15 protein-coding genes, 1 pseudogene and 2 CRISPR repeat arrays are annotated in these 21,888 nt (G+C 68.9%); of the genes and pseudogenes, 15 read left to right on the top strand and 1 reads right to left on the bottom strand.

Annotated features, from left to right (window positions below; all coding sequences use genetic code 11):
- Nucleotides 1-95 precede the first annotated feature (95 nt).
- From ACIBAF_RS03085 to cas2e, 15 genes are all read left to right on the top strand, one after another.
- Nucleotides 96-1,283, top strand: coding sequence for a ParB/RepB/Spo0J family partition protein (locus ACIBAF_RS03085; protein ID WP_399461362.1), 1,188 nt, complete (start codon nucleotides 96-98; stop codon nucleotides 1,281-1,283).
- A 60-nt stretch (nucleotides 1,284-1,343) separates the two neighbouring features.
- Entirely contained in the window at nucleotides 1,344-1,661 is a 318-nt protein-coding gene (locus ACIBAF_RS03080) for a hypothetical protein (protein WP_399461361.1), read from the top strand.
- 100 nt (nucleotides 1,662-1,761) lie between these two features.
- Nucleotides 1,762-2,589, top strand: coding sequence for a class I SAM-dependent methyltransferase (locus tag ACIBAF_RS03075; RefSeq protein ID WP_399461360.1), 828 nt, complete (start codon nucleotides 1,762-1,764; stop codon nucleotides 2,587-2,589).
- Nucleotides 2,590-2,825: 236 nt separating this feature from the next.
- Entirely contained in the window at nucleotides 2,826-3,035 is a 210-nt protein-coding gene (locus ACIBAF_RS03070; protein ID WP_399461359.1) for a hypothetical protein, read from the top strand.
- Between the two features lie 420 nt (nucleotides 3,036-3,455).
- Nucleotides 3,456-4,118 (top strand): ParB N-terminal domain-containing protein, encoded by a 663-nt coding sequence (locus tag ACIBAF_RS03065; protein WP_399461358.1) that lies wholly within the window; start codon nucleotides 3,456-3,458, stop codon nucleotides 4,116-4,118.
- Nucleotides 4,115-5,560 (top strand): methyltransferase domain-containing protein, encoded by a 1,446-nt coding sequence (locus tag ACIBAF_RS03060; RefSeq protein ID WP_399461357.1) that lies wholly within the window; start codon nucleotides 4,115-4,117, stop codon nucleotides 5,558-5,560. Before ACIBAF_RS03065 ends, ACIBAF_RS03060 begins: the two co-directional genes overlap by 4 nt.
- The gene (locus ACIBAF_RS03055) at nucleotides 5,541-6,092 is read left to right on the top strand and encodes a hypothetical protein (RefSeq protein ID WP_399461356.1); all 552 of its coding nucleotides are present in this window, start codon (nucleotides 5,541-5,543) and stop codon (nucleotides 6,090-6,092) included. Before ACIBAF_RS03060 ends, ACIBAF_RS03055 begins: the two co-directional genes overlap by 20 nt.
- 184 nt (nucleotides 6,093-6,276) lie before the next feature.
- Nucleotides 6,277-8,928: a CRISPR direct-repeat array (repeat unit 28 nt; unit sequence GAACGACCCCCGCAGGCGCGGGGACGAC).
- A 147-nt stretch (nucleotides 8,929-9,075) separates the two neighbouring features.
- On the top strand, nucleotides 9,076-12,015 hold the full coding sequence (gene cas3 / locus ACIBAF_RS03050; RefSeq protein WP_399461355.1) for a CRISPR-associated helicase Cas3': 2,940 nt from the start codon (nucleotides 9,076-9,078) through the stop codon (nucleotides 12,013-12,015).
- 302 nt (nucleotides 12,016-12,317) lie between these two features.
- Nucleotides 12,318-14,006, top strand: a complete 1,689-nt coding sequence (gene casA / locus ACIBAF_RS03045) for a type I-E CRISPR-associated protein Cse1/CasA (protein ID WP_399461354.1) — start codon at nucleotides 12,318-12,320, stop codon at nucleotides 14,004-14,006.
- Nucleotides 13,997-15,190, top strand: a complete 1,194-nt coding sequence (gene casB / locus ACIBAF_RS03040; protein WP_399461353.1) for a type I-E CRISPR-associated protein Cse2/CasB — start codon at nucleotides 13,997-13,999, stop codon at nucleotides 15,188-15,190. Before casA ends, casB begins: the two co-directional genes overlap by 10 nt.
- A gap of 227 nt (nucleotides 15,191-15,417) precedes the next feature.
- A complete protein-coding gene (gene cas7e / locus ACIBAF_RS03035) occupies nucleotides 15,418-16,596 on the top strand; it encodes a type I-E CRISPR-associated protein Cas7/Cse4/CasC (RefSeq protein WP_399461352.1) in 1,179 nt (392 codons plus the stop codon).
- Nucleotides 16,593-17,387 (top strand): type I-E CRISPR-associated protein Cas5/CasD, encoded by a 795-nt coding sequence (cas5e, locus tag ACIBAF_RS03030; RefSeq protein WP_399461351.1) that lies wholly within the window; start codon nucleotides 16,593-16,595, stop codon nucleotides 17,385-17,387. Before cas7e ends, cas5e begins: the two co-directional genes overlap by 4 nt.
- Nucleotides 17,388-17,391: 4 nt before the next feature.
- A complete protein-coding gene (gene cas6e / locus ACIBAF_RS03025) occupies nucleotides 17,392-18,180 on the top strand; it encodes a type I-E CRISPR-associated protein Cas6/Cse3/CasE (RefSeq protein ID WP_399461350.1) in 789 nt (262 codons plus the stop codon).
- Nucleotides 18,173-19,177, top strand: coding sequence for a type I-E CRISPR-associated endonuclease Cas1e (gene cas1e / locus ACIBAF_RS03020; RefSeq protein ID WP_399461349.1), 1,005 nt, complete (start codon nucleotides 18,173-18,175; stop codon nucleotides 19,175-19,177). Before cas6e ends, cas1e begins: the two co-directional genes overlap by 8 nt.
- Nucleotides 19,174-19,521, top strand: a complete 348-nt coding sequence (cas2e, locus tag ACIBAF_RS03015) for a type I-E CRISPR-associated endoribonuclease Cas2e (RefSeq protein ID WP_399461348.1) — start codon at nucleotides 19,174-19,176, stop codon at nucleotides 19,519-19,521. Before cas1e ends, cas2e begins: the two co-directional genes overlap by 4 nt.
- Nucleotides 19,522-19,542: 21 nt before the next feature.
- Nucleotides 19,543-21,338: a CRISPR direct-repeat array (repeat unit 28 nt; unit sequence GTCGTCCCCGCGCCCGCGGGGGTAGCTC).
- Between the two features lie 217 nt (nucleotides 21,339-21,555).
- On the opposite strand, the pseudogene ACIBAF_RS03010 reads toward cas2e, so the two are convergent.
- Nucleotides 21,556-21,713 (bottom strand): annotated as a pseudogene (locus tag ACIBAF_RS03010) (GntR family transcriptional regulator); the annotation flags it as partial.
- Nucleotides 21,714-21,888: the final 175 nt, after the last annotated feature.

The raw sequence follows: 21,888 nt of genomic DNA, 5'->3' as shown, positions 1-21,888 counted from the left end.
AACTTCTCGAAATTGTGGACCCATACGTCGAATGCATATAGAATAGAACCAGAAAGAGGGGGAAGGGAACCCTCACCGCCCACTTGGAGCCCAAAATGTCGCACAAGTACGCCACCCTGAGGATGCGTCAGATCCACCGCAACCCGAACCAGCCCCGCAAGACCTTCGACGAGGACGCGCTGAAGGAGCTGGCCGAGTCGATCAAGGAGCACGGCCTCCTTCAGCCGATCGTCGTCCGGAAGGTGGAGGAGGGCTACGAGCTTGTCGCTGGCGAGCGCCGCTTCCGCGCCAACGAACTCGCGGACAACATCACCATCGAGGCGAAGATCCTCCTGCCCGAGGGCGAGTCCGAGATCACCGACATGGACTCCTTCAAGAAGGCGATGGCCGAGAACCTGAACCGCGAGGACATGCTCCCGCTGGAGGAGGCGCGCGGCTTCAAGAAGGTCATGGACGAGGAGGAGGGGGCCACGCCCGCGAGCGTCGCCAAGACGTTCTCCAAGTCGGTCCAGTTCGTCAACCAGCGCCTGGCCCTGCTCGCCCTGCGCCCGGAGATCCAGGCGGCCGTCGACCTCGGGCACATCGGCACCCAGGCCGCCGTCCAGATCGCTGCGCTCTCGAAGGACAACCAGAAGGCCGTCTTCCAGGACTGGAAGAAGGGCGACAAGAACGACAACCAGCTCGTCCACATCGCCTACGCCATGCGCAAGCAGGAGAAGGCGGCCACGCAGGACTCCATGGTTGACGTCGACGAGATGACCCCCGAGGAGAAGGCCGAGCGGAGCCGCGCGCAGGCCAAGACCAAGAGCGACCTCGACGCGATCGAGGGGATGTGGACGCTGCTGGACAGCATCGGCAAGGCAGACCCCATGGAGCTGGCCCGCGCTCTGGCGGGGGAGGTTGGCAAGCGGCTTGAGCAGATGGACCGGGTCGCGGACGTCGTGCAGAAGGCCCGGTTCCAGCTCCGCCAGGCGAAGGCTCATGCGGACGCGAGCGAGATCATGGTCAACCCCGACGCCGCAGCGCCCGACCTGGTGGCCGACGCCGACGCCGTACTCGCCCAGTTGGACCCGGCTGCGGGCGACGCCGAGCCGGAGGCGCAGGCCGAGTCTGTCCCGGAGACCGAGACTGCCCCGGCCGCCGACGCCTACGCCGATGCTGACGCGGAGGCGCAGACCGAGGCCGCCCCGGCCGTCGACGTGGAGCCCGAGAGCCCCGCGGAGCGGGAGGGGGACGACATGGAGGCCGGGGCGGCGGCCGAGCCGGTCGCCGTCGCCGCCTGACCCGTCCGTCCCGGGGCGGCCCCCAGCGGGCCGCCCCCTTCTCTATGGAGCCTCACAGCGATGAACGACATCCGGACCATGCGCAACATTAACCACAACCTGTTCGACGTGCCGGCCTCGGCCAACGCCCTTGAGGAGTACGACTCCGACGTGGCCCAGCTCGTCCGCGAGGCTGCGGCGCACCTGTTCAAGGCGCGCCGTGACAACGATGGGGCCGCTCTGAACGAGGCATACAACCTCACCCTGCTCGCCGCCTCCGACCTCATGAAGGGTGCCGGTAGTTCGGTGTACGTGCGCACCCATCTCATGGTTACGGCCCGTCTGGTCGAGCTCGAAGCGGCACTGCTCGCCGCCGCGGCCAAGACTGCCAGCGAGTGAGGAAACGACCGTGAAGATAGATACCGACGTTCTCAAGGTCATCCGCTCCGCCACGGTCGAAGGTCCTGCGCTCCGTCTCAAGGGCAAGCTCGACCGTAAAATGTACGACCGGGTCAACCTGGCCCTTCAGGCAGTCGGTGGCACCTGGAACCGCTACCAGCGCGCCCACATCTTCCCCTTCGCCGCTGCCGACGCCATCGCGGGACTGCTCGCCACCGGCGAGGTGATCACCGACGTCGACCGCGGGTACTTCCCCACGCCGAAGCCCCTTGTCGAACAGCTCCTGGACCTTGCGGAACTCGAAGCCGGTTGCGAGGTGTTGGAGCCGTCGGCCGGACGCGGCGCCATCGCCAAGGCCGCAGCTGCCCGCGGTGCCGTTGTCGACTGCATCGAACTCGACGCCGCTCGCGCCGAGCACATCCGCGCCGGCGGCTACGCCCGCGAGGTCACGGCCGCCGACTTCTTCAGCGTGAAGGTGCAGCGCCGCTACCAGCGAGTCGTCATGAACCCGCCGTTCGCTGACCGGCAGGACATCCGACACGTCCAGCGGGCGTTGCGCTTCGTACAGTCGGGCGGCCTGGTCGTGGCGGTCATGTACGGCAGCCTCCCCTACCGGAGTGACCGAAAGGCCAAAGACTTCCGGGCACGTGCTCGGGAGGCGCGAGGAACCATCACGGAACTGCCCGACGACGCATTCCCGATCGGCGTGTCCACGGTGGTCGCCGTCATCCCGGTCCGTGAGCCCGCACCGCCCTCTCGATTCAACCCCCAGGCACCCAGGCCCGAGGATTTCACTGCAAAGCCCGCGGCGGCCCAGCAGGGGCTGTTCCTCACGGACGCGCCGACAGCCCACGGCACAGCGCCCCTCGACGGGTTCGAGTACGGGGCTGCACCATGGCTAGAGATAGATCCCAACACTTCTGTGTGATACGGTCTATCTCGTTGGTGGGGGCGGCCTCAGCCGAGGAACCGGCTCACCAACGTGCCGTGGCATGCGGCACTCCCCTTCGGTGCCTGGCGGGTGGCCAATCCCCCGCGCCCTACCCGCCAGGCACCGGCCCCGCACCTGAGCGGAGCCGCCGGAGCGCCGCCAAGATCCACGATCACGACCGGACCCGTCCCCGCCTCACGCCGGGGGCGGGTCCCCGTGCACTCAGGAGCGCCATGAACACAGAGGACTTCGCCGGGCACCCAGAGGATCGCGCGCTGTACGAACGTCTCCTCGTCGAGCGGGACGGAACGCCGATCAGGGCCCTCGCTGAGCGTGACCCGGGCCTCGAAGTACCAGGAAACCCCGATCCAGACGCGGACCTGCACCTCACGGAACTCGAACCAGCCACAACTCCCGCACGACGAAAGCGACGTGGAGTATGAGCGCCAAGCAAGCACCACCCGCAGAGCCGGAACGCCGGACACCTCCCGTACCCGGTGCGGTGTGGTGCCGATCCTGTGACTCCTGGTGCCTACCGACCGGCATCTGCGGCTGCAACAACCGGTGATGCACACCCTTCTGCGCCTCGTCGCCGACGCGTTGGCCGTCCTACTCATGGCGGCCATCGCCGTTGCCGCCTGGGTCGTTGTACAGCTCGGCGGCGGGGTCCTTCTCGCCGGCCCCTTGGCCTTCCCCGCCTGTGGGCTGGCGACCGCCGTCATCCACCGCGCTCGGCGATGGGTGGGCGGTCGGCGACGAACGGACCATCTGAGCCCTCGCCACAGCGACCGCCGCGGCCCAGCTGATCGTCTAGTCTGAACTAGCTGTAGGGCGCGGGGAACGGCCTACACAAGGGACGCCCAGTGACCCCGACGCCCGCCAACATCCCCGAACTGCTCCTGCCGCTCGCCGTCCCCGCCGAGGACCTCGTTCCGTACTACCGGAACCCTCGCAACGGTGACCTCCCCTCGATCGCCGAATCGCTGACCGTCAACGGTCAGTACCGCGCGATCGTCGTCAACAAGGGCACCCACACGGGCCGCCACAACGAGATCCTGGCGGGCAACCACACGTACGCGGCTGCCCAGCAGCTCGGCTGGGAGCAGATCGCCGTCACCTGGGTCGACGTCGATGACGACGCGGCGGCCCGCATCGTCATCGTCGACAACCGGACCAACGACCTCGCCGGATACGACAGCGTGCTCCTGGCCGAGATCCTCTCCGACATCCCGGACCTGGCCGGTACCGGCTACGACCGCGAGAGCGTGGACCGGCTCCTCGACGACACCTCCCTGCCTGAGACGCTGGAACTCACCTCCGACGGCGCGGGCACCGGTGCCGTAGCCACCGTCGACTACCTCCAGTGGGGCTACCTCCAGTGGGAGTCCAAGCGCGTCCGGATCACCTCCGAAGAGGTCGAAGCCCTCAACGCGATCTACACGAAGTTCGTGGACGACACCAACAGCGACCTCGGCTTCGGCTGGCACGTCCTGCAGCAGGCCCATGAGGAGGGTGACGCGGCATGAGCAGCGCCCCCACCACGACGTTCTACGAGGCGTACCCGCTCGACCGGCTTCGCCCCGCCGACTACAACCCGCGCCGCCTCAGTGAGGAGGCGTTCATCAGGCTCCAGGCGTCACTGCGCCGCCACGGAGTCGTGAAGCCCGTCATCCTCAACGCCGACGGCACGCTGGTCGCAGGCCACCAGAGAACCAAGGGCCTCCAGGCCATCGGCCTGACGCACACCCCCGCGGTCATGCTGGGTACGAAGGTCAGGTTGCAGGATGAGATCCAGTTCAACCTGCTGCACAACCGGGTCGAGACCGAGGCCAGCATCGTCTACGCCGAGCCAGGCGTGATCGGCGCCTGGTCGTGGATTCCGTGGCAGTCCATCAGGGTCGCCGAACGAAAGAACCTCTCCTTCGTCAACGCCATCGGGCACATGACCGCCGGCCACGGCCCCTGGGGCAGTGTCGTCATCGACGACCAGGGCCGCATCGTCCTCAACGCCGAATACGCCGTCGTCGCCTCCATCAACCGCTTCGACCTCCTCGCCTGGACCGTCACGTCCGCCGACGCCGCCCAGCTCCACGCAGACCTCACCGGCGAGTACGGCGTCTACGACTGGACCGCCATCGAGAGCAAGGCCCCGGTGTGGAACCAGCACATCGTGCAGCCCAAGAGGCTCCGCAAGTTCTCCTCCAAAGCCAAGGCCGGAAAGCTCGCCTACGGCTCCGAGACCTGGGACCAGCTGGTCACGCCCTGGCTCAAGCCCACCCACCGGGTCGTGGACTTCGGTGCTGGGTACGGCGACTACGCCAAGCACCTGCGCGCCAAGGGCTTCAACATCCATGACTACGAGCCCTATCGCTGCCGGGACGGCTCGTACGCCGTCGACATCCGCGCCGTCGTCGGCATGATCCGCGACATCGACAAGGACATCCAGGCCAACGGCCTTTACGACGTGGTGGTCCTCGACTCCGTCATCAACGCCACCACCTCCCTCGACTACCAGCACTGGGTGATGACCACCGTCAACGCCCTCTGCTCGGCGGACGGGGTCGTGTGCCTCGGCACCCGCAACCTCGCCCGCGAACTCCGGGACGAGCAGGCCAAGCGGGTCACCTCCCAGACAGCCACCACAAAGATGAGCTTCCTCGACGAGGACAACGTCGAGATGAACTTCGTCAAAGGGAAGTGGCAGAAGCTCCGCTTCCACACCCCCGAGACCCTGGAGCCGCTGCTCCGCCGCTACTTCGAGAGTGTGCAGGTCACCGACCTCAGCGGCTCCAACATCAAGGCCACCTGCCGCCGCCCCATTCCACTCCCCAAGAGGGAATACGAGAAGGCTCTCGAAGAGGAATTCAACATGCCCTATCCGAATGGCTTCCGACATGACAGGCATCTGGAATTGGTGGGAAATTTGATAAAATTGGTAGTAGGGAGAAATGAATCTCTCGCCGATTGAACGGGTGAATGGGGAGCGCATGTCGCAGCGAATAAAGGTGCAAATTGAATCGCGGACTCAGTACAGGATCATGTGGCTGGCAGGCGTCCGGCACGTAGCCCTCGACCAGCACTGCCTGCGTAGCTTCGGCCAGCCCGACCGCCCCCGGTTGGACATCCGGCGCCGGCATCAGACCCTCGAACTGACCGAGCACAACCCGCCCCTGGCCTGGTACCTGTGCGCTCTGCCCAACCCCTGGAAGTGGATCGACAACGCGCATCTTGCCTTCGAGGCCGCGCCTGGAGAGCAATGGGAGGGGTCCGCCCTGGTGCCCGGCTTGTACGTGCGTCTCGACAATGCTCGCCCCATCACCGAATGGGGCGAGCACAGCATTCCCGAGAGTGAGCCGCGCCGTAATTCATATCGCTTTCGAACTTGTCGCAACTATCAGTTCGCCTGGTGGCTCCACGTGGAACGCAATGCCCCTAAAGTTGCAGCCGAGTATGTACAGCCTAAGGAATCGGCTGTGGGTGAACAGGCGTCGCTAATGTAAGTGAAGGAGTGAGGCTGATGACCTCACTCCTCTCGGCGTTGCTTGCGAATTTAGAACGCGACGTCTGGCAGTCCTTGCGCGATAGGCTGACTGAATCGACGACAGCGTTCTACGGGCTCGGGAGTTATTCTCAGGGGGGAGCGGCAACGACGGCACGTCGTCGATGGTGTTGGACCAACCGAGCGAACTACCCCGGCAGGCGCGGGGACGACGCGCTGGCCCTCCTCGAAATCCACCGCCAGCACGAAAGACCCCCGCAGGCGCGGGGACGACCTTGCGCAGGTTGGCGATGTGCTCGCGGAGCGCGAACGACCCCCGCAGGCGCGGGGACGACAGTCCGAGGACCATCGCGTTCTTGAACGCGTTCGAACGACCCCCGCAGGCGCGGGGACGACGACAGATCGCCGTCCCGTCTGGAGATGCTGCGCGAACGACCCCCGCAGGCGCGGGGACGACACCAGACCGCGACGTGACAGCACGCGCAGACTCGAACGACCCCCGCAGGCGCGGGGACGACAGGACCGCGTCCGAGGAAGCGGCGTCCCGGGTGGAACGACCCCCGCAGGCGCGAGGACGACGTCCAGCCGCTCGATGACGGCCACGGTCACGCCGAACGACCCCCGCAGGCGCGGGGACGACGGCCTGGATCGGCAAGGGTGTGTAGTCCTGGCCCGAACGACCCCCGCAGGCGCGGGGACGACTGTGCACCGGGATACGGGGAAGGGCCTGCGAGGGAACGACCCCCGCAGGCGCGGGGACGACGCGACCGGCTGAACGTCGAGGGTGGCGAGAACCGAACGACCCCCGCAGGCGCGGGGACGACAGCACGGATAACGCGCTGATCCAGGTGAGCGCCGAACGACCCCCGCAGGCGCGGGGACGACCCGAGCGGAGAAGGTGCGGCTGCCTGCCGACTAGAACGACCCCCGCAGGCGCGGGGACGACCGTGTCTACCGGGGACCGCACTACAGCGATGCGGAACGACCCCCGCAGGCGCGGGGACGACACCCGGCGTGGATGGGCGGGTGGAAGGTGTTGCGCGAACGACCCCCGCAGGCGTGGGGACGACAAGACCGGTGCCGCGTTCGCCGCGCTCGTCAACGAACGACCCCCGCAGGCGCGGGGACGACACACGGCCGTCACCGCACCCGAAGTCCAGCACCGAACGACCCCCGCAGGCGCGGGGACGACGAGAACAGCCACGGGGATCCAGGCTCGATCGACGAACGACCCCCGCAGGCGCGGGGACGACTTCCAGCCGAGGCTGGCGTAGGTGGTGACGTCCGAACGACCCCCGCAGGCGCGGGGACGACGCGGCGCCGGAGGGCGCGGGTGGGGTTGTCGCCGAACGACCCCCGCAGGCGCGGGGACGACATCCAGCCGAGCGCGGCGAGCTCATCGAGGAGCGAACGACCCCCGCAGACGCGGGGACGACTGGTGCTTGGCGGGCCAGATCTTCCCCAGGATCGAACGATCCCCGCAGGCGCGGGGACGACGCGATGGCAATGGCGGTCTTGTCGGCGTTGCCCGAACGACCCCCGCAGGCGCGGGGACGACCGAAGCGTCCCCCCGCCGGCGGGCCTTCGCCTAGAACGACCCCCGCAGGCGCGGGGACGACCTCGCCGCCGATCAGCGGCGCGCCCTCAGGGCTGAACGACCCCCGCAGGCGCGGGGACGACCAGCGCGGAAAGCTCGAATGGTTCGACCGCGCGGAACGACCCCCGCAGGCGCGGGGACGACTCGCAGTGCTCGCGTATCTGGTCGCCCGACTCCGAACGACCCCCGCAGGCGCGGGGACGACCGTGACCGACCGCGCCAGCAAGGCCAGTGCGAGGAACGACCCCCGCAGGCGCGGGGACGACCGTGACCGACCGCGCCAGCAAGGCCAGTGCGAGGAACGACCCCCGCACGCGCGGGGACGACGGTGCGACGAGAAGAAGCAGGGCGACCGCGGCAGAACGACCCCCGCAGGCGCGGGGACGACAAGATGCTGTTCGAGGAGCCGTCGAGGATCGCCGAACGACCCCCGCAGGCGCGGGGACGACGTCCCGACGCCGTTCCACCCGGACCGGGCGATCGAACGACCCCCGCAGGCGCGGGGACGACATGGCTGCGCCGACGGCGAGCGTCGTGAGCGGCGAACGACCCCCGCAGGCGCGGGGACGACGTCGAGGGGGCTGGTGTTGCCGTTGAACCGAACGAACGACCCCCGCGGGCGCGGGGACGACACCTTGGCGTCGTGCATCGCCACCAGCCGCCGAACGACCCCCGCAGGCGCGGGGACGACCTGGATGCCAGAGCACGCACACCGCTGTCTCGTGAACGACCCCCGCAGGCGCGGGGACGACACGATGTTCGCGCGGGTGGACTCGTGCGAGCCCGAACGACCCCCGCAGGCGCGGGGACGACTGCGCGATCGGGTCGCCGCACCAGGCGCACGCCGAACGACCCCCGCAGGCGCGGAAACGACTCCAGGCCCAGCATGAGACGGCCCTTGGCCCACGAACGACCCCCGCAGGCGCGGGGACGACTGTCCACAGAAGTCCACGAACGGATCATGGCTCGAACGACCCCCGCAGGCGCGGGGACGACCTCCCGCCGGACGCCGAAGGAAAACGCAGAACGGAACGACCCCCGCAGGCGCGGGGACGACCGCAGTCGCCGCCGGCCGGGCGGGAGATGGCGCGAACGACCCCCGCAGGCGCGGGGACGACGCAACCGCGATGAAGTCCGAGGACGGGATCGCCGAACGACCCCCGCAGGCGCGGGGACGACTGGTTCAGCCGGAACTGCCGGAAGCCGTTCTCCGAACGACCCCCGCAGGCGCGGGGACGACGCTTCGTGACCTGCGCGAATGCTAGCGGGGGTGCCTGTTTTTCTTTACATGCTGCTTAGTCATGCGTTGCGTTCCTGAAGGTCGTTGTCAGTGGCGCCGTTTATGGTGCCGCTCAACTGTAGGCGGGGCGTGTGGAGGGTGGGGGCGGTGGAGGGCGAGCGGTCGATTGTCGAGTTGATGCGGTCGATGGGTCTGGCGGATGACGTCGTCGCGCGGCTGTCGCGTCTGTGGGGCAAGTCGGCTGCGCGGAATGGTGGGCGGACGCACATTCTGCTTGGGCATCTCCTCGATACGGCTGCTGTGGCCGGCGCGATGTGGGACGGGTACCTCTCTCGGTCCTTTCGCCGGCGCCTCGACCAGATCAGCGGCGGTCAGGGCCGGGCGTGGTTGATGTGGGTGTGCGGTATCCACGATTGCGGTAAGGCGTGTCCGGCATTCCAGGCAATTGATGCAGTAGAGGCTGCGCCAGTGCTCGCGGCGGGGCTGTCGTGGGGGCGGTTACCGACCGACAAAAGGAGGCAGTGGCGGCACGATGTGGCAGGCGCGGCGATGCTGCTGCCGAGAATGCGAGCGGAGTGGGAGGACGAAGATGCCGCCGCCTGGGTGTGGCCGTTGGTGGCAGGGCATCACGGGGCGTACCCATCCATGAATGACCTGAGGCCGAAGCACCGGGAGGTGCAAGGCAAGGGCGCGGACTGGGCGGAGGCGCAGCGGGCGCTGGTGGATGTATTCACGCGCGCGGTGGGCTTTGAGGACCTGGCGGGTACGCGCCCGGTCGGGGCCCTGAACAAGGCGGAGCAGCTGGCGCTCTCGGGCCTGATCGTGATGGCGGACTGGATCGCGAGTGACAGCCGGCACTTCCAGGGTCTGTCGGACGCCCGGAACGTTTCGATGACGGAGGCGCGCCGGAGGGCCGAGACCGCCTGGCAGCGACTGAGGTTGAGGGGCGGTTGGCGAGATCTGTCTCTACCGCGCGCGTCGCTTGCGCCGCTGGCGGAGCGGTTGGGGGTGACGCCTCGGGCCTCGCAGAAAGAGTTGGTTGAGCGGGCGTGGTCGTTGCCGGTGCCGGGATTGGTCGTGGTTGAGGCACCGATGGGGGAGGGCAAGACGAAGGCGGCACTGGCCGCGGCGGAGGTCCTGGCGGCACGTTTCGGGCTTGACGGTGTGTTTGTGGCGATGCCGACGCAAGCGACGAGCGACCCGATGTACGAGCAGGTATTGGAGTGGGTTGGCTCGTTCGACCCGGAGCTTCAGACGCAGGTGGCGCTGTTGCACGGCAAACGCCGCTTCAATCCGCGGTGGCGGGAAATCTGGGAGGCGAAGCCATCCGCCCAGGCGGGGGAGACAGAGGAATCGGTCTCCGATCCGTGGGACGTGTACGGGGCGATCGACGAGGACGACGAATTCGGCATGCCCTCTGCTCCCGCCCATCCAGCCACAATGGACGAAGTGCGCGAGCGTGGCGGGCCGCCCCAGTGGTTGCTGGGTGCCAAGCGTGGTCTGCTGACCCCGTTCGCTGTCGGGACGGTCGACCACCTGCTCTACGCGGCGACGCGCACACGACACGTGATGCTGCGCTTCGCAGGGCTCATGGGCAAGGTCGTGATCGTGGACGAGGTGCATGCGGCGGACATCTACATGCGGCAGTTTCTGCTGGAGGCACTGCGGTGGCTGGGGCAGGCGCAGGTGCCGGTGGTGTTGCTATCGGCGACGCTGCCGCCGGCGCAGCGGCAGAGCTTCGTCGATGCTTACCTCGCGGGTGTGCTGGGATCTGCGGATGTGATGCAGCCGGTGCCGGAGCCGGCCGGATACCCGTGTGTCACTACGGCGTTTGCGGTGGACGGCAAACCGTCGGTGGGCAGTTCACGGTTTGCTGTGCAGTCCTGGCGGGAGTCGCAGTCCGTTGTCGTGGAGTGGCTGCCGGACGTTCACAAGGACGGGGCGGTGGTGGCCGCAGCGGCACGAGGAGTGGTGGCGGACGGCGGAGTCGTACTCGTTGTCGTGAATCAGGTTGACCGAGCGCAGGCCATCTACGAGGCACTGGGCGCAGATGGCTTCGAGGGAGAGTTGCACCTTCTGCACGGGCGGCTGTGCGCGGCACATCGCGCGGAGCGGACGGAGCGGTGCCTGCGGCTGATGGGGCCGGATGCCGGCGACGAGCGGCCTGAGCGCATGGTGGTGATCGCCACCCAGCTCGCCGAGCAGTCTTTCGACGTCGATGCTGATGTCCTGATCACGGATCTGGCGCCGGTGGACCTGCTGCTGCAGCGCCTCGGTCGGCTGCACCGGCACGAGGGGACGCGCAGGCCGGAGGCGCACCGGGTTCCTCGCGTTCTGGTGACGGGCCTGGCCTGCAGTGTTCAGGGGCGGCCGTACTTCCTGCCGGCATCGAAGGCGATCTACGGCGAATGGCTGTTGCTGCGGGCTGCTGCGCTTGTGGCGGAAGCGGCGGGTCCGCTGGCTGAGGACGGTTCCGCGACGGATGGCAGAGAGGCGGGTGAGGGGGAGACGGGCGGTTGCTGGAGCATCCCGAAGGACGTGCCGGATCTGGTCGCGCGCGCCTACGGCGATGAGGAGTTGTCGCCTGCCGGGTGGGGGGAGCCGGCCACACGCGAGGCCTGGTTGGCCAAGGAGGCCCTACGCGAGAGCAGGGCCGAGGAGTTCTTGCTGACGCGGCCGCGGGAGTGGGCCACGATGACGTTGGAGGGCCTGCACTACGCCGGAAGCCGCGCGCGCGGCGAGGAGGAGCTCGCCGCTGTGGTGCGCGACGGTCAGCGCAGCCTCGAGGCCGTCATCGTGCGGCGCGTCGCGGGCGGTTATACGGCCGTTGACGGGACGCGGCTCGGTACGCACGGCGAAGCCCTGGACGCACCTGTGGTCGAACGGCTGTTGGGCGGCACTGTACGGCTGCCCGCCCGCCTTACCGAGGAGGCCGACCGGTTGCTGACCGCGTTGCCGGGCTGGCACGACCATCCGTGGCTGCGCCACGTCCGGGCGTTGGTCTTGGAGGCAGACGGCTGGGCGGTGGTAGGGGCACAGAGAGTCGGCTACGACGCCGCACTCGGCCTGGTGGTCACGAGTTTGTGAGCTGGGCGCGGCACCCGCCGTCTGTTGGCGGCACCCCCGCAGGAGCGGGGACAACGTGAAGCACTGAACGGGAACACCCCCGTGTCGGGGAGGGCAGGGCACCGCGCTGTCGGGAGCGTACCCGTCGGTCGGCTGAGGTTTTCAACGGATCTACGCGAATCGGTTGCAAGCACTGAACCTTGGGTGCCACCGTGTGCAGGTCGATTAAAGCATCTAACTTGCCCTCAAAAGCGGCATGTTGGGGTGTCGGCAGGTATGCCCCTCGGCAGGGGTGCCGCCGCACGTGCTGAGAGGGGATTGCAGTGGGGACAACGGGCGATCTCGTCCAGGGGGCCTGGTTATCCGCCGTTGACGTGGACAGCGAGGCTGAGGACGTCGGGCTGTTGCAGCTGTTGACGAGCTCGCACGCGGTTCGTCGACTGGATGTGCCGGTGGCGACGATGTTGCCCGCGGTGCTGCGTCAACTGCTTCTGCCGGTGGTTCTGGACGCGCTGGGAGCTCCCAGGTCGCGGCGGGAATGGGGGAAGCGGTTCGAACGGGGTCGGTTCTCGCCCGAGGAGGCGGACCGACTCACCGACTACCTCACCGGGCGGTACGGCAGTCGTTTCCGGCTCTTCGACCGCGAGCGGCCCTTTGGGCAGGTCGCGGGTCTGACTGCGCTGAGCGGTGAGACGAAGCCCTCCACGCTGCTGGTGCCGTCGATCGCCTCTGGGAACAACGTGCCGCTGTTTAGCGCGCTAAGCGAGGCCGACCACCTGGATCTGACGAGCGCGCAGGCGGCATTGTGGCTGTTGCACGCCCAGTGCTGGGACACCGCCGCCATCAAGACCGGGGCCGTCGGCGACGCGCAGGCGAGGGCGGGCAAGACGGTCGGAAATCCCACTGGCCCGCTCGGCCAGCTAGGGGTGATCGTCCCGATCGGCCGTACCTTGTATGAGACGCTGCTGCTGAACACGCCGATCCTGCCCGACGGACTGGACAAGGCCGACCGTCCCCAGTGGGCGTGGGACGAGCGCCCAGCCTCGTCCGGCGGCAAGTCCCCGGCCGGGCCCGAATGGTCCACCCGTCCCGCTGGCGGTCTGCTGGATTTGCTGACCTTCCAGTCGCGCCGCATCCGGTTGATCCGTGAGGAGACCGGGCAGGGGGCGCGCGTGCGGCAGGTGATCGTCTGCTCAGGGGATCGCCTGGCCCAGACTCCCGAGACCGAGCCTCACACGGCGTGGAACCACACGGCGAAGCCGAAGCCAGGGCAGCTGGCGCGCAGACCGCGCCGGCATGTCTCCGGCCGAGCGGCCTGGCAGGGTCTGGGCGCTCTGCTCGCTCTCGCTCTGCCTGAGGCCGGTGACGGCCCCTACACGTCCGTGCTGCTGCGGCAGATCGGTGCTCTGCGTGCGGACGAAGTGCTGGCCGCCGACTTCCCGCTGGGGGTGGAGACCTTCGCCCTGGAGTACGGCAACCAGTCTGCCGTGGTTGAGAACGCCATCGCCGACACGCTCCCGCTGCCCGTCGTCTCCCTCGTTGCCGCCGACGAATGGTTGCGTGCGGCCCTGCTGGAATGCGCCGAGCAGGCCGACCGAACCGGGCGAGCCTTGGACGGCCTGTACGCCGACCTGCGGCGCGCCGCAGGCGGGGAGGCGCTGCCGAGAGACAAGGGGGAACGGCCTTCCACGCGCCTGCTGCACTCCGTGGACGCCGTCATGCGGCGTCTGCTCTCCGGGCTGCGCACCATCGGCGACGACTACGACCTGCTGGAGACGGCCCAGCGGGCCTGGGAGCTGACGTTGTTCGAGGCAGCCGTACGAGAGGCGGACACGCTGCTGGCGGCCGTCCCGGCGCGGGCTGTGGTGGGGCGTACGGAGAAGGTGAACGGCAAGGAGGTCGTCTTTCGCAGTGGCAAGGCCACGGGGGTGTTCCGCAAGAGGCTCAACGAGATCTTGCCTCTGGCCGCCGAGGCACGAGGCGTGAAGGATGAGGATGCCGCATGGGTGTGACAGCGACGTCCAACCGGCGATACCGCCCCTTCTTCTGGGAGGAATTCGCGCAGGCGGCAACGGCACGCTCGCAGGAGCAGGGCAGGCGCCAGTCGGTGCCGGTGTGGGCCGAGCGTGGTCTGTGCGCGCTGCGGGAGGGGCTGGGCTGTGAGCCGGGCGGCGCGCCCGCCATGCGGCACCTGCACCGTGTGCAGCTCACCGACGACCACCAGTCCGGTCAACTGCTGCCCGACTCTTACCGGGCCGAGCACGCCGCGCTCACCCTGTTCGGTCTGCACCAGAGCGCCTCGGCAGATCCGGTCCACCGTCCGGGCGTGGGACTGGGCACGGCGGTGCGCGGCCTGCGCGAGGGACTTCTGTCGTCCAACGCCGCAGAGCGTCGGCTGATGGCTGCCGCGACCGCACAGGAACTCGACGAGCTTGTGCAGCACCTCAGAGGGCTGATCCCCCTGCTGCATCGCACAGACACCGGCCTCGACTACACGCGCCTCTACTACGATCTGCGGGACTGGCTGAGCGCAGACAACGGCCAGGTTGTGCGGGCTTGGGGCCTTCAGTACTACGCCCCTTCCTCCGCAGATACCCCACAGGACGCATACTCCGGCGAAACCGCGCCGGCCCAGCCCTACTGGGCAGGCTTCGACCCTCAACTCGCCGAGGCGGGCGTCCATCTGGCGGCGCTGCGCTCCGGGGCAGGCCGTCAGGCCGGCACGGTGCCCGCCATGTGGAGCCTGTACCGCACGAGCATCGGCGCCTCGCTGCGGAACAAGGGTGCGCTAACCCGGGACCTCATGGCCGAGCACGCCGCCCTCACCATCTTCGGAGTGCACCAGCAGGGCCGAGAAACTAGCGTGCACACCCCCGGGCACAGCCCTGGGAGTGCCTGCCGCCGCCTCCTCGCCAGCGCCAACGCCAAGGGCCAAGAGAGGGACTCCGCCGCCGACCGCTTGGCTGTCGAACGCAGACTCGGAGCCCTGCTCACCTCCCTCGACGCCGGGGAACTGGCCCAGCACCTGCGAAGACTCGCGCCGCTGCTGCGTAAGCAAGACATCGGCCTTGACTACGACGCACTGCGTCATGCCCTGCGGTACTGGGACGACCCTCGACGGCCAGACGAGCAGTCCCGTATCCGCAGCCGGTGGGACCGCGACTTTCACACCGACACCACGACGCCGCCCGCCTGACCAGCCGATGGCCAGGGCCCCGCCCGGCCCATCGGAGGAGGCGGCGCACAAAGGGCAACTCCCGGCACGCACCGGAGCCGGGGCACTGCGCGTGCCCCGACCGTCGTCGACAGGCACCCGCACCACGCCTGCCGCTTTCCACCGTGAACGGGAGCGCGATTTTCAACCTTCGCCTTCGTCCCACACGCTCGCGTATGGGACGTCTTCACCACCCAAGGAGTCCCGTGATGTCCCAGCCCCCCCTGTTCATCGAGGTACACATCCTGCAGAGCCTGCCGCCGTCGAACATCAACCGTGACGACTCCGGAACTCCGAAGCAGGCCCTCTACGGCGGTGCGCGCCGTGCCCGCGTCTCTTCTCAGGCGTGGAAGCGCGCCACCCGGATCGAGTTCGCCAAGGCTGAGGCACCCACGGACCGCGCCACCCGTACTAAGCGGATCGCCGCCCTGCTCGCGAAGCGGCTTGCGCAGCCCGCGTCCGAAGGCGGCGCGGGTCTGGAAGCCGCCGACGCGGACCGCCTGGCCGCCGCCTTGCTGGAGCCACTCGGCATCACGAAGTCCTCCAAAAAGGAGCAACAGTCCGCGTACCTCCTCTTCTTCGGGAAGCGGCAGCTCAACAGCTTCGTCACCCTCCTCGACGGGCGCGCTGGAGAGCTGCTCGCTCTGCCGGAGAAGGAGTTGAAGGCGGAGGTCGCCAAACTGTCTGTGGTCTCAGCCCTGTCCACCGGACACCCGACCGAGGTCGCGCTCTTCGGCCGCATGGTCGCCGACCTGCCCGCCCTGAACGTCGACGCCGCCGTCCAGGTCGCCCACGCCCTGTCCACCCATGCGGTGCGCACCGAGTTCGACTACTACACGGCCGTGGACGACGAGAACATCGAGGACAGCGGCGCGGGCATGATCGGCACCGTGGAGTTCAACTCCTCCACGCTCTACCGCTACGCCGTCCTCGGCGTGCACCAGCTGCGTGACAACCTCAGCTCTGCGCAAGCCACCCGTGAAGCAGCCGTCCGCTTCGTCGATGCCTTCACCCGATCCATGCCCACCGGGCATCAGAACTCCTTCGCCCACCGCACCCTGCCCCACCTGGTCCTGATCACCGCACGCACCGACCAGCCCGTCAACCTGGTCTCCGCCTTCGAAGAACCCGTGGCCGGCCACAGCGGCCTTGCCGCCGAATCCGCTGCACGCCTGGCGGGCGAACTCGCCTCCGTCGGCCAGACCTGGGGCACCGTTCCGAGCCGCACCGTTGCCACCTACGCCCTCGAAGCCGACAAACTCACCGACACCTTCGGCAGCTCCCTGCCCTTCCCCGCCCTCCTCGACCAGGTGGGCGACCTCGTCGGCACGTGGTTGGCCGACGGCCAGGCTCCGGAGGCCCCGATCGCACAGGCCGGTGCCCGATGACCACCGACCAGGCCGTACTCGTCCTTCGGCTGGCCGCGCCCCTGCAGTCCTGGGGCGGCCCATCCGGCTACAACCGCCGCGACACCCTGCCCCAGCCCACCAAGTCCGGGGTCCTCGGCCTGCTCGCCGCAGCAGAAGGACGCCCCCGTGACGCCTCTCTGACCGACTTGCTCGGTCTGCGCCTGGGCGTGCGCGTCGACCAGCCCGGCACGCTGCTCCGCGACTACCACACCGTCAGCGACCACCGAGGCCTTCCGTTGCCCTCTGCGAAAGTCGACGCCAAGGGCGTCCAGAAGAAGACAAGTCCAGCCAAGTACACTGGCGTCACCCAGCGTTACTACCTCCAGGACGCAGTCTTCACCGCCGCCCTGCACGGTCCCGCCGCTCTCCTGCAGAGCCTGGAACACGCCGTACGCCACCCGGCCTTCCCCCTCTCACTCGGACGCCGCTCCTGCCCCCCAACCGGCCCCCTCAGCCTTGGCTTGCGCCACCACGCCGACCTGAACGATGTCCTCGGCGACGTGCCCTGGCAGGCCTCCGAGCACCGTCGTCGCCAGATCCGCACCCCGCAAGTGACGCTCGAAGTCACCCTTGAGGACCCAACGGGCGACCTCCACCTCGACGACGTGCCCGACACCTACGACCTCAAGAGCGGCACCGTCTTCCGCCGGCGCACCGTACGGCATCGCTGGGTGACCATCCCCACGGGCCACGAGGCAGCAACCGGCCTCCCACCCGCACCTGACCAGACGGGCCCCGGTCACGACCCCTTCGCCCTGCTGGGCTGGTGACACCATGCCGTACCTGTCGAAAATCGCCCTCAACCCACGCCGCCGCAGTGGGCTGGCACTTCTGTCCAACCCCCACCGCATGCACGCAACCATCCTGAGCGGCCTCGCAGTTCAGCCCGTCACGGAACGCCTCCTGTGGCGGCTGGAGGCCAACACCGCTCACCGTGCCGAAATCCTCGTGCTCACCCAAAGCCGGCCCTCCTGGGAACACCTGGTCGAACAGGCCGGCTGGCCCGACGCCGACGGTGGCGAAGCACTCATCGCCGACTACACGCCCCTGCTCCAACGAATCGTCGTCGGACGGGAGTTCGCCTTCAGACTTACCGCCAACCCGGTCCAGTCAGTGCAGCGCCCCGTCAAACCCAGCGATGAACAGACCGCCCGTCTCAAAGCCGGCGCAGACAACCCCGACACCCCCGGCCGGTACCGAGGCTTCCGCGTCGCGCACCGCACTGCCGCCCAGCAGATCGGCTGGCTGCTCAAGCAAGCTCAACGCAACGGCTTCACCATCCCCGCCGCACCGACCGCCGAGCCCGCTCCCGGCATCACCCTGGACGTCCCCTTGGACCCGGCCCCGGCCGTATCCCTGATCTCCCGCGACCTTCTGCGCTTCAACAAGCGCCCCAACGGCCCCCGCCTCACCATCTCCACCGCCACTTTCCAAGGACGGCTGCGCGTTGCCGACTCCGACGCCCTGCGCAACGCCCTGCTGGGCGGCATCGGCCCCGCCAAGGGATACGGCCAGGGCCTGCTCACCCTCGCCCCACTCCCAGCGGAGGAACCGCGTGGCTGACCCCTGGTGGAAAACCGGCCCACAGGACGTCCACCGGCTGGAGGACCGCATCTCCAGCCTCTATGCCGAACGCTGCCACATCGACCGCGACGACAACGCCATCGTCCTGGTCAACAAGGCCCGCGTCGTCCACGTCCCCGCCGCCTACCTCGCCGTCCTCCTCATTGGACCCGGCAGTCGCATCACCCACGCCGCCATCGCCCTGCTCGCCGACTCCGCCACCTCAGTGTGTTGGGTCGGCGAGCACGGCGTACGCCTGTACGCCTCCGGCATCAGCACAGCCCGAGGATCCCAACTCCAGCTCAGGCAGGCCTGGCTCGTCACCCGACCCAAGGAACGCGTCGCGATCGCCCGCCGCATGTACGACCTGCGCTTTCCAGACGAAGACACCGCTGGCCTCACGCTCCAACAACTCCGCGGCCGCGAAGGCACCCGCGTTCGCAAGCTCTACGCCCAGCACTCACAGCGCACCAACGTGCCCTGGAACAAACGCGACTACAAACCAGGCGACGCCTTCGCCGCCGGCGACGACGTCAATCGCCTGCTGTCCGCCGCCAACTCCGCCCTCTACGGCATCTGCCACGCCGTGATCACCGGCATCGGCGCGAGTCCCGCCCTCGGCTTCGTCCACACCGGCTCCGCCCTCTCCTTCGTCCTGGACATCGCCGACCTGTACAAAGCAGAATTCACCATCCCCCTGGCCTTCGACCTCGCAGCCAAAGGCCTCACCGCAGAACGCGACGCCCGCACCGCCCTTCGCGACGCCGTCGTGCACGGCACGCTCCTTCCCCGCGTCGTCGCAGACATCAAGAACCTCCTCATCCCCGAAGGCGCAAGTCTCCTCGACGAAGACCTCAAGGGCCTCTGGGGCGAGGGAGACACAATCGTCAGCAGTGGTCGCAACTGGGGCACCCCCTTCGCAGAAGATCACCACCTCGACGTGATACCGCCTTCGCTGAAACCCGACGACAACTATGGACAGGGGGCGAACGCATGAGCGTCGCCACCACAGTCGTCGTACTGATCGCCGCCCCTCCGGGCCTACGAGGCCACCTCACACGATGGTTCATAGAAGTCGCCCCCGGCACCTACGTCGGAACCCCGAACCGGCGCATCCGCGACAAGCTCTGGACCGTCCTCAGCGAACGCATCCGCAACGGACAGGCCGTCATGATCGAGCCTGCCTCAACAGAACAGGGATGGGCGGTCCGCACGGCCGGACAAGATCGTTGGACCCCCATCGACTTCGACGGCCTCACCCTCATGGCACGCCCCCGAGGCACCGCTTCCGAACCCTGGCGCCCTACGAACGACGTCAAGCAAAACACCCCGATCACCTGACAACTGTGCAGGTCAAAAGGTGTCGTCCCCGCGCCCGCGGGGGTAGCTCTCGCGTCCTCGTGTCCAAGCACAGGCGGAGTAAGTCGTCCCCGCGCCCGCGGGGGTAGCTCGATCAACCCGGCCACCGGCTACGTGGCGGGATCGTCGTCCCCGCGCCCGCGGGGGTAGCTCCTTTCTCCGCGGCCTCCCTGGGCGCCACCGTGGGTCGTCCCCGCGCCCGCGGGGGTAGCTCGACGATTCCGGCCGCACACCACAGGGCGACCAGGTCGTCCCCGCGCCCGCGGGGGTAGCTCGCGGATCCGGCCCCTGCGGATCGGCGCCCGCGGGTCGTCCCCGCGCCCGCGGGGGTAGCTCGTCGGCGATGAGGACGGTGACGTCCGGGTGGTGGTCGTCCCCGCGCCCGCAGGGGTAGCTCGTTCACAGCCCCGTTCAGCGTCACCGGCGCGGTGTCGTCCCCGCGCCCGCGGGGGTAGCTCACACGCGATGACGTCGTGCCTCGCGGTCCAGCAGTCGTCCCCGCGCCCGCGGGGGTAGCTCGAGCGGGACCTGCCCCGGCTCCTCCGACCGGGCGTCGTCCCCGCGCCCGCGGGGGTAGCTCGTCTCGGACGGCCCGGCGGTCCCCGTCGGTCAGGTCGTCCCCGCGCCCGCGGGGGTAGCTCGGCATGGATCCCGCTCTCGAAGGGCTTCGGCGGGTCGTCCCCGCGCCCGCGGGGGTAGCTCCCCGTACGTTCTGCTGCCCTTCCCGGACCTCGGGTCGTCCCCGCGCCCGCGGGGGTAGCTCGCTACCGAGACCCCGACGAAGGTGGACCGACACGTCGTCCCCGCGCCCGCGGGGGTAGCTCGGGGTGCTCACATGCCGTGCCTCGCAGAGCGCGGTCGTCCCCGCGCCCGCGGGGGTAGCTCCTGGGGTCAGTTCCGTCCCGGAGCCGCGCGAGCGTCGTCCCCGCGCCCGCGGGGGTAGCTCGGGGTGCTCACATGCCGTGCCTCGCAGAGCGCGGTCGTCCCCGCGCCCGCGGGGGTAGCTCCTGGGGTCAGTTCCGTCCCGGAGCCGCGCGAGCGTCGTCCCCGCGCCCGCGGGGGTAGCTCGGCGAACAAACGCGTCGTGGAGACGTTCGGGCCGTCGTCCCCGCGCCCGCGGGGGTAGCTCGTACATCACCCTGAAATTCACCGACCCTGCGACGTCGTCCCCGCGCCCGCGGGGGTAGCTCGCGGATGCGGCTCTACATGCCAAACGGCAAGGTGTCGTTCCCGCGCCCGCGGGGGTAGCTCAGGGATCCAGTACCCCGAGTCCACGGATCACGCGTCGTCCCCGCGCCCGCGGGGGTAGCTCCGGCGTCTTGCACTTCCCGCACGCCTCGGCCGCGTCGTCCCCGTGCCCGCGGGGGTAGCTCCCCGGCGATCTCGGCGGCGAGGGTGAAGCCCCCGTCGTCCCCGCGCCCGCGGGGGTAGCTCGGGAGTCAGGCACTCGGCGGGTGCGATCGCCGCGTCGTCCCCGCGCCCGCGGGGGTAGCTCGGGCGGTGCCCGCGACGCTGACCTGGTCGCCGAGTCGTCCCTGCGTCCGCGGGGGTAGCTCGCCCGAACCGACCGCGCGCGTGAACTCCGGCCGGTCGTCCCCGCGTCCGCGGGGTAGCTCGAAGGTGCTGGGGGAGACTCCGCCGGGGTACATGTCGTCCCCGCGCCCGCGGGGGTAGCTCCACCCACGTGGTCCGCGCGCAGATCGAGTACCAGTCGTCCCCGCGCCGGCAGGGGTAGCTCGGTCAAGATGACCACCGGCAACGCCAAGGGCAAGTCGTCCGTGCACCCGCGGGGGACCTCGCTGTCTTGGACGACCGGCACCGGCAGATGTCCGTAGTCCCCGCGTCTGCGGGGTAGCACGCAGTACACACTCCATGGCCGCGCTGAAGCAGTGGTCCGCTCCCGACAGTGGACCCGCCTGGTAGGACCTCGCGGCTCAATTCGGGCTGAACCTCGGTCCCTCAGCTGATGAGCAATCACGGTGACTGGCGCGGGCCACGACCGAGTTGTGAAGGACCTGCTCGCACGACCGTTGGGCGGGACATCCCGAATTCTTGCGCCAGTTGGTTCTCGCTAGGCACCCTCGTGCCAGACGGGTACGTACCAGCCTCGATGCGGCGTTGGACCGTCTGGGCGAGGCGTACGTACTTCGGGGTGCCTTCACTTCGTACGCCATGAGCGCCATCTATCGAATTGGCCAAGTCGACTGGTCAACCAGACTACCCATCGCGCAATGCAGAGGAGCGCACCCATCTCAGTGGACGTTAAGTCCGTTTCTCGTAGCGACCTCGTCCGGGTTGGGTGAGGAAGCCTTGTCGGACGAGGCGTCCGAGGCGGCTGCGGGTGACGTT

Source organism: Streptomyces sp. NPDC051677 (genome assembly GCF_044453465.1).
In the GTDB taxonomy this organism is placed as follows: domain Bacteria; phylum Actinomycetota; class Actinomycetes; order Streptomycetales; family Streptomycetaceae; genus Streptomyces.
Note: the sequence above shows the minus strand (reverse complement) of the source record. Positions and strands in the feature narration are given on the sequence as shown.